The organism is Candidatus Arthromitus sp. SFB-mouse-NL, from assembly GCF_000709435.1.
Lineage (GTDB): Bacteria > Bacillota > Clostridia > Clostridiales > Clostridiaceae > Dwaynesavagella.
In genome coordinates this window covers 322,500-336,148 of the sequence record NZ_CP008713.1, presented here as the reverse complement: position 1 = coordinate 336,148, position 13,649 = coordinate 322,500, and the positions used below count along the sequence as shown (strand labels likewise).

At 25.8% G+C, this 13,649-nt stretch carries 16 protein-coding genes; 3 read left to right on the top strand and 13 right to left on the bottom strand.

The genetic code is table 11. The features are described from left to right. Nucleotides 1-24: 24 nt before the first annotated feature. Together SFBMNL_RS01580 and SFBMNL_RS01575 are read right to left on the bottom strand one after the other, a co-directional pair. Nucleotides 25-846, bottom strand: coding sequence for a hypothetical protein (locus SFBMNL_RS01580; protein ID WP_014017839.1), 822 nt, complete (start codon nt 844-846; stop codon nt 25-27). Between the two features lie 152 nt (nt 847-998). Next, nucleotides 999-2,309: a murein hydrolase activator EnvC family protein gene (locus SFBMNL_RS01575; RefSeq protein ID WP_042294221.1), complete on the bottom strand. Its 1,311-nt coding sequence runs from the start codon at nt 2,307-2,309 to the stop codon at nt 999-1,001. Nucleotides 2,310-2,653: 344 nt separating this feature from the next. Between SFBMNL_RS01575 and SFBMNL_RS01570 the strand changes: the two genes are divergently transcribed. Next, the gene (locus SFBMNL_RS01570; protein ID WP_005807127.1) at nt 2,654-2,833 is read left to right on the top strand and encodes an alpha/beta-type small acid-soluble spore protein; all 180 of its coding nucleotides are present in this window, start codon (nt 2,654-2,656) and stop codon (nt 2,831-2,833) included. A gap of 85 nt (nt 2,834-2,918) precedes the next feature. Here the strand turns inward: SFBMNL_RS01570 and SFBMNL_RS01565 are convergent, their stop codons facing one another. From SFBMNL_RS01565 to SFBMNL_RS01540, 6 genes are all read right to left on the bottom strand, one after another. Further along, nucleotides 2,919-3,110, bottom strand: coding sequence for a YtxH domain-containing protein (locus SFBMNL_RS01565; protein ID WP_242821360.1), 192 nt, complete (start codon nt 3,108-3,110; stop codon nt 2,919-2,921). Between the two features lie 76 nt (nt 3,111-3,186). Beyond that, a complete protein-coding gene (locus SFBMNL_RS01560) occupies nt 3,187-4,275 on the bottom strand; it encodes a YkvA family protein (protein WP_042294220.1) in 1,089 nt (362 codons plus the stop codon). 150 nt (nt 4,276-4,425) lie between these two features. Then, nucleotides 4,426-5,109 (bottom strand): rhomboid family intramembrane serine protease, encoded by a 684-nt coding sequence (locus SFBMNL_RS01555; protein ID WP_005807133.1) that lies wholly within the window; start codon nt 5,107-5,109, stop codon nt 4,426-4,428. 37 nt (nt 5,110-5,146) lie between these two features. Further along, nucleotides 5,147-6,142: a rhomboid family intramembrane serine protease gene (locus tag SFBMNL_RS01550; RefSeq protein WP_042294219.1), complete on the bottom strand. Its 996-nt coding sequence runs from the start codon at nt 6,140-6,142 to the stop codon at nt 5,147-5,149. A gap of 86 nt (nt 6,143-6,228) precedes the next feature. Then, nucleotides 6,229-6,597, bottom strand: a complete 369-nt coding sequence (locus SFBMNL_RS01545; protein ID WP_005807139.1) for a DUF6762 family protein — start codon at nt 6,595-6,597, stop codon at nt 6,229-6,231. Between the two features lie 8 nt (nt 6,598-6,605). Then, the gene (locus tag SFBMNL_RS01540) at nt 6,606-7,487 is read right to left on the bottom strand and encodes a metal ABC transporter substrate-binding protein (protein WP_042294214.1); all 882 of its coding nucleotides are present in this window, start codon (nt 7,485-7,487) and stop codon (nt 6,606-6,608) included. A gap of 109 nt (nt 7,488-7,596) precedes the next feature. Here SFBMNL_RS01540 and SFBMNL_RS01535 point away from each other — a divergent pair, with 109 nt between their 5' ends. Beyond that, a complete protein-coding gene (locus SFBMNL_RS01535; protein WP_005807143.1) occupies nt 7,597-8,265 on the top strand; it encodes a metal ABC transporter ATP-binding protein in 669 nt (222 codons plus the stop codon). Then, nucleotides 8,258-9,049, top strand: coding sequence for a metal ABC transporter permease (locus SFBMNL_RS08150; RefSeq protein WP_005807146.1), 792 nt, complete (start codon nt 8,258-8,260; stop codon nt 9,047-9,049). The genes SFBMNL_RS01535 and SFBMNL_RS08150 overlap by 8 nt, the downstream gene beginning before the upstream one ends. 2 nt (nt 9,050-9,051) lie before the next feature. On the opposite strand, the gene SFBMNL_RS01525 is transcribed toward SFBMNL_RS08150, so the two are convergent. The 5 genes from SFBMNL_RS01525 to SFBMNL_RS01505 all read right to left on the bottom strand — a co-directional run bounded on the left by SFBMNL_RS01525 (nt 9,052) and on the right by SFBMNL_RS01505 (nt 13,586). Next, nucleotides 9,052-9,468, bottom strand: coding sequence for a Fur family transcriptional regulator (locus SFBMNL_RS01525; RefSeq protein WP_005807147.1), 417 nt, complete (start codon nt 9,466-9,468; stop codon nt 9,052-9,054). 142 nt (nt 9,469-9,610) lie between these two features. Continuing rightward, the gene (locus tag SFBMNL_RS01520) at nt 9,611-10,162 is read right to left on the bottom strand and encodes a manganese efflux pump MntP (RefSeq protein ID WP_005807149.1); all 552 of its coding nucleotides are present in this window, start codon (nt 10,160-10,162) and stop codon (nt 9,611-9,613) included. A gap of 24 nt (nt 10,163-10,186) precedes the next feature. Then, nucleotides 10,187-11,125, bottom strand: a complete 939-nt coding sequence (locus SFBMNL_RS01515; RefSeq protein ID WP_005807151.1) for an ROK family protein — start codon at nt 11,123-11,125, stop codon at nt 10,187-10,189. Nucleotides 11,126-11,242: 117 nt separating this feature from the next. Then, the gene (locus SFBMNL_RS01510; RefSeq protein WP_042294212.1) at nt 11,243-12,700 is read right to left on the bottom strand and encodes a sodium:solute symporter; all 1,458 of its coding nucleotides are present in this window, start codon (nt 12,698-12,700) and stop codon (nt 11,243-11,245) included. Nucleotides 12,701-12,719: 19 nt separating this feature from the next. Then, complete coding sequence (locus SFBMNL_RS01505) at nt 12,720-13,586, bottom strand: N-acetylneuraminate lyase (protein WP_005807152.1); 867 nt, start codon at nt 13,584-13,586, stop codon at nt 12,720-12,722. Nucleotides 13,587-13,649 lie beyond the last annotated feature (63 nt).

Sequence of the window (13,649 nt, the reverse complement as noted above, 5' to 3'; positions counted from 1 at the left end):
ATTATTAAAACCAATATAAAATTCTTAATTAAGAACAAAAGAAAATGTTAATAACTTCATTTCATTATTTATATTAACTTTAATCCCCTGCTCTGTCAACTCTCCAAACTCAATATTTTCACCCGCTATACTCGTCATAAAATGCTTTATATCCTGAGTGTCACTCACATCTGTTCTCCATATATACTCTTCATTTTTACCAAACCATGGTAGATTACTAATGTATACTACAGTATTATTATCTAAAAATCTGGCTCCCTTGTACCAAGAATATCCCTCATATGTATTCTTTATATCTTCCTTATAAAATCTACTTCTAGCCGAATTAGAATAAAAAAATTCTGGATCTAACTTAAATGTATTAAATGATTCATCAATCATATATGTATCTTGAGTAATATTATTTTCTATTAAAATCTTTAGATTATCTGGGGATATATCAAAACTATACTTAAAATCTAAACTATCTTCTAATCCAAAATACTGAACATTATTGTCATCCTTTGTATATAAAATATTTATTTCATCATTTCCTAAAACAACATTATGTATTAATTTATCACTTTCACTATTATAAATATTTTCTTCCAAGGGAGTATGAGTTTCTTCATTAATGTTGCTTACATCATTTATATTATAATTATCAGATTCTGCTTCACTAATATTAACAATTTCCTTAGATATAATTGAGTAATATCTATCTCTTACATAATTATTTACCTCAGAAAAATTAACCATATATAATACAACCATAACCAAAATAGTTAAAATTATTATTAATATAAAAAAGCGCTTTTTCCTTATTCTCCTTTCATACTCCCTACTAAAAATATTAGTTCTCCTCATTCTTCCCTCCAATATTCTACAATGAAATATCTAATAAATAATACAAAATTTAAATTATATTTAAATTATAACCATTTTCCCATACTTATACATATTTTTTAATTTAATTATAATAAAAAGGATGCTAAATTAATAGCATCCTTTTTAAATTTCTATCTAGATAAGAAATTAAATGGGTCTAAACTAACTCCATCTTTTCTAATCTCAAAATGTAAATGAGCCCCCGTACTCATACCAGTAGAACCCATATAACCAATTCTAACTCCTTGATCAACTACTTGTCCCTCAGATACTGCAACTCTAGACATATGAGCATAAAACGTTTGATATCCTCCACCATGATTTAAAATAACAACATTACCATAAACATTATTATACCAACCAGCAAATACAACCTCCCCAGCTCTGCTTGCAATTATCGTATCTCCAATTTTACCTCCAAAATCAGTACCTGTATGAAGCGATTTTGTACCTCTTATTGGATGAACCCTCCAACCATATTCAGATGTAACTGGTCCTGTAGAAGGTCTTAAGTATCCACTTGGACTTACTTCATTACTACCACCAACTAAACCTGAATTATTTATCGAATTTAAATAATCTGTTAACTGCTGTTGTAATTGTTCATTATCTTGCTGAATATTTATAAGTTCCTCCCTTTTTCTTTTAGAATCCTCATCTAAAGCATCATATCTTTCTTGATACTCTCTTTCTAAATCCCTAACAACTTGCAATTCTGCATCTAACTCATTTTTCTTTACAATTAACTCATTTTTAGAGTTCTCTATCTCTTGTATCTGATTCTCTAAATCCTTTCTATATAGAGCTAAACTCTGAACCTCTTTTTCTAAATTTTCCTTGTCTCTATTTATGTTATCCTTAATTTGCTTTATATTTTCAATTAACTTCCTATCGCTCTCAGTTATTTTAGACATACTATGAACGGTATCCAATACATCCTGTAAATCCTTATTCATATCAAATACCATTGAAAAAAACAAATCTAATCCTAATGAATTATTTTGAGAATATTTATAAAATTCTTTTATTCTATCAGCAAGTATAGCCTCTAATTTTACTAATTCAGCCTGATTATTTTCAATTTCCTTATTAAGTTTTTCTATATTTTCTTCCATAGTAATCATCTGCTTTTCAATACCGTCTATTAATAAAGCTTTATCATCTATATTCTTTTGATGTAATTCTATATTTTCCAAATATTCATTAATAACGCCATTTCTTTGGTCTATCTCACTCTTAATTTTAGATAATTCATCGTCAATAGCATCTATTTCTTCATTTATACTATATATTTCGTTTTGCACATTATCAATTTTTTCATTATTCTGCTGTATTTGTTGTTCTAATGAATCTTTAACACTTGCCATAGCATCACTATTTACTACAAAAATAAATACAATTATTAAAAACACTGATAACCTAAGTGTCTTATTTTTATTCACCAAACTATCCTCCTAAAATTCAAACCACAACTATAAAAAATAATAGGTTTTATTGCTTAATTAAAATATACACTCAGATTATAACATATTTATCTTATCATATCTATACCTATTATTCCTGTTGATATATTCCCTAATATCTCCAAATATATCTTAAGAAACATATTTTAAAATATTAATCAATTTTAATGATTACATAATCTTTAAAATTATATGGATAATCTATGTCTAAATACCACTATATTTCAGGATTATATTTAAAATATAAGTTAATACTAATATTGTCCTGTTAATTAATTATTTACAGGATATTAAAAAGTTTTAATTTTTAGGAGGATTTAAACATGGGTAAATTAGTTCCAGATGCTAAAAATGGATTAGAACAATTTAAAAGCCAAGTTGCCAATGAAATGGGTGTACCTTTCACTGATTATAATGGTAATTTAACTTCTAAACAATGTGGATCTGTCGGTGGAGAAATGGTAAAAAGAATGGTTGAACAATATGAAAATGGATTAAAATAATTATACGAGAGATATGGATTACCATATCTCTTATTTCTACATATAAATAAATATCTAAAATAAAAAGACTCCTTTTATGGAGTCTTTAAGCAACTTCATACATAATTTTAGCTATTTTCTTCATTATTTGAGATTTAGTTTTCCTTCCTTTCTTAATAAACTTACTCGTATTTTTACCTATTTTATTTTTAAGTTTTTTACTAGATTGTGGAACTATCACCGAAATCATAACACCAATTAAAGCACCAGCTGTAGTACCTAAAACGATACCTTTCATAATTAAACCTCCATAATAAGCCATATAATTTCCTTATAGACTTATTATTTGTTCAATCATAATTTTTATTCCTAATTTAAAATCTAACAAATTTTTCAAACACACTATATAACTTATCTATATTATTCATACCTAACATCGAATTTAATAAATCAAATGAATCCATTAAAAAATTAAGCGTATCCTCATCACCATCAAAATGATAATTTAATATTTCCCTATCAACAGATACAAATATTTTATTTAAAGTAAATACTAATAATAAACCATTATCTATCTTATCTAAAATACTAAACTTATTATTTATAAAATCTATGGGACTCAATAAATAAAATATTGTAAATCCTATCAATATCTTAGTACTATTTCTAACCCTATTATCCCTTAATAATCTGTAACAAAGTACACCTATATCTGACATTATAAATACAATCTTACCCAAAATTATTTTATTTGTTTGTTTGAATTTTCCATTGTATAACCTATTTCTAAATCTAGAATATTCTAAAAAATAACCCTTATCATTCTTACAAAATCCTGTAAAATTATTACTGCAAAACTTCCTATATTCTTCATCATTTTCCATATTTTTAACATTATCTATTATATTCTCATTAATATCTGAAACATTATGTTCTATATTATTTTCAACATTTTGAATCTCCATCTCACATCCTTGAGATGGAGATTTTTTATTACTATTTATAAGTTCGATCATATCAATATCGACATTCCCAAAAGTAACATTAATACTTTCCTCAGTTATTTGTATATCCTTTATATCTACTTCTAAAAAATTCAGATTAAATTCTTTAAATACCTTCCTTAAATCTATCTTTATTTGTTTACCATCACAGCTAATACCCTTAATATTTAACTTATTAATAACCATTTTTAATATGAAATTTACAGTAAAAACATTAATAGGTATACTTATCGCCTTGAGTTTTTTTATGGCAATTGATAAAATCCCATCCTCTATTCTATGAAATTTAAGCCCTATAGAAATAGTACCAAATGATTTATATTTAATTTTATTTATCAAAATCATATCATCATGTAATCGAATGTCTGAAATATTAATACCATCTATTTTAAGAAAATCATCTATAAATGATTGGATATTATCAGCTTTTAACTTAACTCCAACTTGTAATAAATTCAAAATATCACTCCTCAAAATCAACTAGTTAACATTAATAATATAAAATTCTATTAAAAATAATTTTAAGCAAACCTTAAAGTCTATCAAAATAATACAAGACTGCTCAACTTATTAAGGTTAATAAATCAATATACTATATAATACCGATTACTATTTATTATTTCTTAAACATTTAGTATCTAAAACAAACATTACAAATATACCAATTAAATATGAAACTAAAAACTGCAAAATACTATAAAAATCTACCATATAACTTATAAAAAAACCTATAAACATCAAAGATATATATATATATCTATCTATCTTAAATATAAATCTCCTAAATCTATAACAAAAATATATACACATTCCAATCAAAGATGAAACTATGGTAAATGATCCCAAGTAATACTGGTCTGGATACACAAAAATTGAGATTAAATTAAAAGATATAATTGATAGTACATAAATAAAAACTATCACATTCCTTTTTATATATCTTTCCATAAAAAATCCACAAAATAATAATACAAATATTGTATTTACTAAGTCCCACAAACTTCTATGTATAAAAATGTTAGTTATAACTCCAAAATAATTTCCATTTATAATATCATATCCTGTATATACACTAAATAAATTAAGCGAACTCAAATCTACATCAACAAAATTATTTTTACCATATACTAATAAAACATAAAATAATACATAAAAAATTATACTTCCTATCATAAGCCATGGAAATGCTTCGTTATTAGTAAAAACTGGTCTTTTCTTAATTAAATTCTTAACAATATCATCTTTATCTATCTTTATAGTATCAATATCTAAATTATAATTTTCATTTTCCATACAAATTATTCCTCATGCTACTTAATTTTATAGTAAATTACTTCTTAATCAAATCAATCCCTCTCATAAATATCAAACCAAATATAAATGAAGCTAAACTTCCAATGTTATCTATATTGTTACTCAAAAATATACTATTTAATAAATTTAATACTATAAATAAAAATATAAATACAAAAAATAACTTATTTACTTTTGATTTATATTTGAACGCTAAAACAAATAATGCCCCTATCAAAGTATAATTTATTACATATAGTCCAACTCCAAATACTTTTGAAAAATTTAATAAATAACTTGAAAAATTACCGAAAAATATACCAAGTATTATAAGAATCAAATATTTAATTTTACTAGTATTTTTTTCAACTATACTACCTGTAAAAAATAATGTTATAATCCCAACTAATAATTGCAAAAAATTTTTATGTAAAAATGGTGATATAAATATCCTCATATACTCGCCACTTTGTATATATGGATCCATTTTACCTCCTGCCCAAAGTAACACTTCATCACGAATTGACACTATATCACCATTTATATTACCCATAATAAAGTAAACTATAATGCTAATCAAAATAATAAACATTGTCAAGTGGTTACTCTTTCCCTTAGACATAAACCTAGAATATGGTTTTTCAATTACGTTTCTTAAAATATTTAAAAAACCTACACTATGTACATTAAAACACTCTATTTCCCCAGATTTTTGATCAATAAAAATTGCTTCCTCATAGAGCTCACTCTGGAAATATGCGTCTCTAACATTAGATAAATCACCAACTATAAATATATTTATTATATTATACTTAATACCCTTAGAACTAAAATAACTATCTATACACCTATTCATACTTATATACGAATTTAAAGATGCAAAGGCTATACATAATACATAATCCTTCACCTCTTTTACATATAGATAGATCTCTCTATTATGTGCTTCAGAATATATAGATAATTTATTTAAATTAATCTCATTTTCAAAAGAAGAGATTAAAATATTCTTTATGTTTCGAACTCTTTTCATAAATAATCACCTAAAAATAAGCTACCTATAACTTAAAGTTAACTACTTAAGTTATAGGTAGCTATAATAGCATATTCTATACTAATTTATACTTTATTACAATAAATTTTAACTATCTTTTTCATAAACAAATCCATTAAATTATCAATCTTAAATTGTATATTTTCTCTAATATCATTATCCATTTCCATTATAAAAGTAGGATAATATTCATCGTCTTTTGGATAAGAAATTACACCTATATTCTCAAATTCATCATACGGAAATTTAGATATTATATCTTCAAACTCATAATCACTATACTCTTGTTTTAGTTCCAAAACTAAAAATATTTTATTATCCTCACGATAAAATTCTATTATATTATCAAAACAATTTTCTATATAAATCCTAAATTCATCATTAAATAAATTATCTCTCCCCTTATCTATAAGTAATAAACTCTCAAATACCATAAATACCTCTACCTTAATCCATCATAAATTGAACTTAATAATTCTTCATATTCAGTAAAATAATCTCCTTGACTCTCTAGATTATTAACAACTTTATATGTAATATTTGTTTCATTAGATACAGTCTCAAGTTCTTTATTAGACTCATATTTATCCCCTATAATAAGTTTCACATTCTTTTGTTTAACTATATCTATTATATCTTGTAAATTTTTAGGATTTACTTCACCATGATTATTCACATCATATAAACTACTATTTACTAATCCAAAATCTCTTGCTAAATACCCATAAGATGCATGATTACTTACAAATTCTTTATTAGTTACAAGTTTAAAATCATTTATATATGAATTATATATATCATCAATTCTTTTGCTAAAACTCGTAAAATTATTGGTATAAAAATCTTTATTATTAGGATCAAGTAAAATAAGACTATCTAATACAACTTTACCCATAGTCTTGTATTCATTTATACTCAACCATACATGCGGATCATATTCCCCATGATCATAATTATGTGAATCATGATCATTATGATGTTCATCTTCCAAACTTATTAAATTTGCATCTTTAGTCGTTTGTACAAATTTATTTTTATCATCACTCAATTCTAAAATCTTATCATCAATACCTAATCCATTATAAAAAACCATATCTGAATCCTGAACATTTTTAATATCTTGAGGAGTAAATTCAAAATTATGAGAATCTCCACTAAATGAAATATTATATACACTAACCTTATCTTGAGCTATGTATTTAATAAGATTATAATTAGGATTTAAACTTGTAACAACACTTATACCTTCTTTTTCAATTTGGCTTGTACAAGATACAAATAATAAAATACCTAGTCCCAAAATAATGTTCTTCATTTTACCCATATAACAATTAAACCCCTATAACTTAATATATTTTTATTGCAAACGAATCGCATTAAGTTTATAATACATATAAAAATATTAAGTGTCAATAATATAGATGAGGTTTTTTATGTTAAATATTGCAGGTGTAAATGATTTTATGATTAATAAAAATATTTCTTCAGATCAAATTATAAATATTGAAAACTTAACCTTCAGTTATGATAACTCAAAATATATTTTCAAAGGTGCAAATCTATCTATAAATAGAGGAGATTTTGCATGCATAATAGGAAAAAATGGATGCGGTAAAAGTACCCTGCTTAGACTCATGCTAAATCTAATAAAAAATAAAAATTTTAATATAAACATAGAAACCAAAAATGTATCCTATATTCCTCAAATATTTAACTTTAACAAAGATTTTCCTATAACTGTCAAAGAATTTTTAAAATATAATGCTAAAGAATTGAATGTACCATTTTCTCATGTCACTAACTTATGTAAAAAATACGATTTAATAGATAATCTAAACTCATTAATTGGAAAACTATCTGGCGGTCAATTGCAAAAACTAATGCTAATAAGATCACTTCTTAAAAAAACAGATTTATTAATAGTAGATGAGCCTACAAACAACTTAGATGAAAACAGTAAATCTATGATATATGATAATTTAAAAGAATTAAATGTATCTAGCAATATAACGATTGTTGTAGTTGAACATAATAAGGATTTTTCAAATAGTTACGCTAACAAAGTATTTTTGGTTAAAGAGGGTTCAATATATCGTGTTTAAATATGAATTTATACGAAATGCATTTATTGCAGGATTCTTTATATCCATAATATGTCCATTTATAGGAAATTTTATCGTTCTTAAGAGATACTCATATATAAGTGATACACTATCCCATGCTTCTTTCGCTGGCGTTGCATTATCGTACATACTAGGCATTAATTCATTACTTGTATCAATAGGATACACTATAATTTGTGCTATTCTCATTGAATACCTAAGAAACTATTATAAGAATTTTTCAGAAATATCCCTCTCTATAATTCTAACTTTAAGTTTAGGCATAGCTATAATCATATCGAGTAGTAGTCTTGTCAACATAAATATAGAAAGCATTATATTCGGAAGTATACTAACGCTAAATAAAAAAGACTTAATGTTTATAATATGTACAAGCTTAATTGTATTAATAACATTAATAATTCACTACAAGAAATTTACCTTAATAATACTAGATGAAGATTTCTCTCGAATATCTAAATTTAACACGTCATTTTATAATATTTTATTTTCCATATTGCTAAGCTTAACAATATCTGCATCCATAAAAGTCGTTGGGTTACTTGTAGTATCATCAATTATGATTATACCTGTGGCAGCAGCATTTAGATTTAAAAAAGGATTCTCCAAGACAATATTAATTTCAATTATTTTAGGAATTATGTGCGTTATTTTAGGGCTTTTTTTATCCTATCATCTAAATACAGCGCCCGGTGGTACAATAGCTCTCACTTCCATAACAATTTTAATAATTTGTCTTATAATAACAAAAAACAAGAACTAATATTAGCTCTTGTTTTTTTTACATTCGTCACATATACCAGCTATATCTATACTATGCTTTGTCAAAGTAAACCCGGTATTATTCTCTATGTATTGCCTTAAAATATTAAATGGACACGTTATCTGTACGATTTTATTACAAAAACTACACTTTATCTCGTGTACATGAGATCTTATAGAAAGCCTATATCCACTCACTCTATCATTACCAATAACCTTATCCAATATCCTTTTTTCAGAAAATGTTTCACATGTTCTATATATAGTAGATAAATTTATGGCAAAACCTCTATCCCTGCATACATCATAAATTTCAGATACATTTAAAATCCTATCGGCATTCTCAAATATGCTTAAAACAACACTTCTAGATTTTGTCACCTTTAATCCTACCTTATTTAAAATATCTATATATTCCATAAACAACTACCTCTAGATCATTAGACTTACAATTTTAAATTCTTACTAATCATTTTATAAATTATAACATATTTATTGTATTTTACTCTACATTCTTAATAAATACCATTTTAATTTCCTGTTGAATAAATATACCTTAAATCTAAAAAAAGATCATTTTAAGACCAAATAATATAAGCAAAACTCCTCCCAAAAAATCAGCATACTTTGTTATAATTTTTATCTTCTTTAAATGCATAGATAAAACCACTGCAAACATTGATAAAATTAATGTTACAATTCCAACCAAAAGTGTATTTAAAAATATTAAACTTAAATTATGTAAATTATACGCTGTAAATCCAACAACTAATGCGTCTATACTAACAGATATACCAAGAGTTATATATAAATTATTAAATAATTTTTTATCTTCATAATCATCCTCATCACAATGCGACATAGCCTCTTTGAACATTAGTATTCCTACAATTAAAATTACAATTCCACCAAATAACTTAGGAATCGCTAAAATATATGAATTTACTAATTCTCCACAAACTCCTCCCATAAAGGAAAATAAAAATTGAAAAAATCCAAAACTCAAGCAAAATAACATAAGTTGTTTGAATTTATATTTATTAGAAAACCCTAAACTTAATGCTACGCCAAAAGCATCTAAAGCTAGTGCTATTGGAATCAATAAAATTTCCACTTTATACCTCCAAAATTCTATAAATTACATAATATTTATATAGGAAAATGTATTAAAAGCTGCACCAATAACTCCAGCATCATTTTTGAGTCCAGCCTGTTTTATTATAGTACCATTCTTATAAACATTAAGTACATATTTCTTAAACCTATTATTTATTTCATTAAAAAATAAATCTCCTTGTTCTGATATACCGCCACCAACTATTACAAGTCCAATATCTAAAATATGAACTAAATTTGCTATACCATATGCTATGTAATCTAAAAATCTATTATAAACTGAACTGGCTATACTATCCCCCCTATAACACAAATCAACTATGTACTCACCCGTATAATTATCTTTACATATCATATTATTTTTAATCAATTCTTCCTTATACATCTTAATTAAAGCAGATGTAGAGGCATATCTTTCATAACATCCATTCAAACCACAAGTACATTTATCTCCATTTGGAAAAATAATAAAATGTCCTATCTCACCTGCTGAATAATTATTACCTCTATGCAATTTATTATCTATTATAATAGCACCACCAACTCCAGTTCCCAATGTCATACATAAAAAGTTTTTAGCATCTTTAGCACTTCCGAGCCACATTTCCCCAATAGCTGCTGAATTAACATCGTTATCTGCAAACACATCTAAATTAAATTTCTTTGCTAAAATATCTCTAAAATTAGTCCCAATATATCCTGGTATATTATCTGTTGCATATATTACTTCACATTTATCAACATCTACTTGACCTGCTGTGGATACTCCTACACAAATGATGTTAAATTTTAATTTTAATTTTTCAAATATATCAATTAATGCAGCAGGTATAGTCTCTCGTGCTGGATATCCAGGCGTATTAATCTTATCTTTTTCATGGATTACTCCTTCATTATCAATAATAGCATATTTTATAAATGTTCCACCTATATCAAATGATAAACAATATTTCAAATCCATAACTTTACTACCTCCAATTTAATTATTTTTATAGTATAATCTCTAAGAATTTTTTAGTAAATAATAAAATGGATATTCACTTATTTCTAGAATATCCATAAATTTTTATTTTTATATTTAATTATTTTTTCGATTAAATAAACTAACTACAAACCCAACTCCTACAGTCACAACTATAGTTATAAGCGAATATGCCCATATAGATACTTCAATATTTAAATTCATATATTTGAGTGAAAGTACAATTATTGTTGCAGTAATAAATCCCAAATAAGCAGATATTTTCGTTGCATTTTTACATATAACTCCAAGTACAAATATTCCCGCTAAAACCCCAAGAACAGCTCCAACAAATCCATTAAACCATTCATATGCCGAATTAATTTCACTTGTTGCAAGAATCATCGCAACGATTACAGAAACAACTCCAACCAATAGCGAAACTAATTGAGCAATTTTAGTTTGAGCTTTAAAACTAAGACCCTTAGTTATATAATTTTGTATATCTAATGTCCAGCTCGTTGCAACTGAGTTTAATCCTGTGGATAAAGTAGACTGAGATGCTGCATATATCGCGGCTAACAGTAATCCTGTTATACCTACCGGTAGCTGATATGCTATAAAAGACGCATAAATTTGATCTTGAGCAACATCTACTAAGAGGTTTGGATTCTGTCTATAAAATACAAATAATGCTGTACCTATTAAATAAAATAACGTTGCAACACCAATAGACAATATTCCATTTGCATATGTCATTTTATTCAATTTCTTTATATCTGTTGTAGTTGTAAATCTTTGAACAACATCTTGGCTAGATATATAAGAAGAAAATGTATTTAATCCTCCTCCAACAACGAGCATAAATATACTAGTTTTAAGCAAATTTGGATCAAATAATACATCATTGCTCGATAAAAACTTCTGTTCATTAAACAATGCATTTACTACATCTCCAAAACCATCATTAAGTTTAAATAATATAAAAATTAGTGTTCCAATAACACCAAGAATTAAAACTACACCTTGTATAAAATCAGTCCATAAAACAGACTTTATACCTCCAGCATAAGAATATATAATCGCAATAGCACCCATGAGAATTATAAATATATTTACATTTATATTAGATAACCTAGATAAAACCATGGATGGTAAATACATTATTATAGACATTCTACCAATTTGATAAATGATAAATATAATAGCTCCTATGACACGAAGTCCTTTGCTTTTATATCTTATCTCTAAATAGTGATATGCTGTATCTATCTTAAGCTTACTAAATACTGGCAAAAAAAACTTTATTGTAAGCGGTATTGCTATAAGAACTCCAAGCTGTGCAAACCACAAAGACCAAGTTCCACTATAAGAATTACCAACTAATGATAAAAATGATATAGGACTTAAAAGTGTAGCAAATATAGATACCGACGCAACCCACCAAGGTATTGTTCCATCACCCTTAAAAAATTCTTTTCCATCCATATCCTTTTTTGAAAAATAAAGCCCAATAAATAAAACTGCTACGAGGTAAACAATTAGAACTCCAAGATCTATTAAAGTAAATCCCATAATAAATTACCATCCATAACTAAAAGTACTTATTAAATATTTCTTTTGCTATTTTTTTCATTTCCTCGCTTGCTTCTCTAAAAGGTCTCTTGCAATAACCAGCATTTACTCCAAATTCTTCTAATATCAATTTAATTGTTTGATATAATCCATTATCCAATATTTCTGTAATTAAATTATTTGTAAGAGTTTGTAATCCCCTTGCTTCTTTTATTTTCCCTTCACTAACTAGTTCAAATATCTCTTTTGCTCTTCTACCATTTACATTAAATGTAGAGCCTATAGCTCCATCTACACCAACTGATGCAGCAGGCAAAAGCATCTCATCAAATCCTGAATAAACTAGCTTATCTGGAAAAGCACATATTATCCTCTCAAGTAAATAAAAATCTGGATTTGTAAATTTAACTCCTATTATTTTAGGATTTTTAAATAATTCTCTAAAGTTATCAAGTCCCATATTAACCCCTGTAAGGTATGGTATGGAATATATTATCATACTATTTTGAGTTTCCTTTATTATAGTATCATAATAATCCTTTATCTCTTCAAATGTAAACTTATAATAAAATGGTGTCACAGCACTCAAAGAATCATATCCTAGTTCAGTTGCATAATTTCCAAGCTCAACACTTTCTTTTAAATTTATTGAACCCACCTGAGCAATCAATTTAACATCGTCTTTAGCTTCATCTTTTACAATCTCAAAAATCTTCTTTTTCTCATCTGTTGACAACATAAAGTTCTCACCAGTACTACCATTAACATAAATTCCATCAACTTTAACATAGTCTATATTGTGCCTAATAAGTTCTCTTATACCTCTTTCATTTATATTTCCCTCTTTATCAAAAGAAGTTAAGAGTGCTGAATAAATACCTTTCATAAATAAAACCTCCTTAATAAAACGTTTTCATATAATATATAAAAACCCTATAAATTATTAAAC

Bases quoted from the DNA above. Each gene is read 5' to 3' on its own strand.
- SFBMNL_RS01580 (WP_014017839.1), bottom strand. From the start codon at position 846: ATGAGGAGAACTAATATTTTTAGTAGGGAGTATGAAAGGAGAATAAGG.
- SFBMNL_RS01570 (WP_005807127.1), top strand. From the start codon at position 2,654: ATGGGTAAATTAGTTCCAGATGCTAAAAATGGATTAGAACAATTTAAA.
- SFBMNL_RS01565 (WP_242821360.1), bottom strand. From the start codon at position 3,110: ATGAAAGGTATCGTTTTAGGTACTACAGCTGGTGCTTTAATTGGTGTT.
- SFBMNL_RS01555 (WP_005807133.1), bottom strand. From the start codon at position 5,109: ATGGAAAATGAAAATTATAATTTAGATATTGATACTATAAAGATAGAT.
- SFBMNL_RS01550 (WP_042294219.1), bottom strand. From the start codon at position 6,142: ATGAAAAGAGTTCGAAACATAAAGAATATTTTAATCTCTTCTTTTGAA.
- SFBMNL_RS01545 (WP_005807139.1), bottom strand. From the start codon at position 6,597: ATGGTATTTGAGAGTTTATTACTTATAGATAAGGGGAGAGATAATTTA.
- SFBMNL_RS01540 (WP_042294214.1), bottom strand. From the start codon at position 7,487: ATGGGTAAAATGAAGAACATTATTTTGGGACTAGGTATTTTATTATTT.
- SFBMNL_RS01535 (WP_005807143.1), top strand. From the start codon at position 7,597: ATGTTAAATATTGCAGGTGTAAATGATTTTATGATTAATAAAAATATT.
- SFBMNL_RS01525 (WP_005807147.1), bottom strand. From the start codon at position 9,468: ATGGAATATATAGATATTTTAAATAAGGTAGGATTAAAGGTGACAAAA.
- SFBMNL_RS01515 (WP_005807151.1), bottom strand. From the start codon at position 11,125: ATGGATTTGAAATATTGTTTATCATTTGATATAGGTGGAACATTTATA.
- SFBMNL_RS01510 (WP_042294212.1), bottom strand. From the start codon at position 12,700: ATGGGATTTACTTTAATAGATCTTGGAGTTCTAATTGTTTACCTCGTA.
- SFBMNL_RS01505 (WP_005807152.1), bottom strand. From the start codon at position 13,586: ATGAAAGGTATTTATTCAGCACTCTTAACTTCTTTTGATAAAGAGGGA.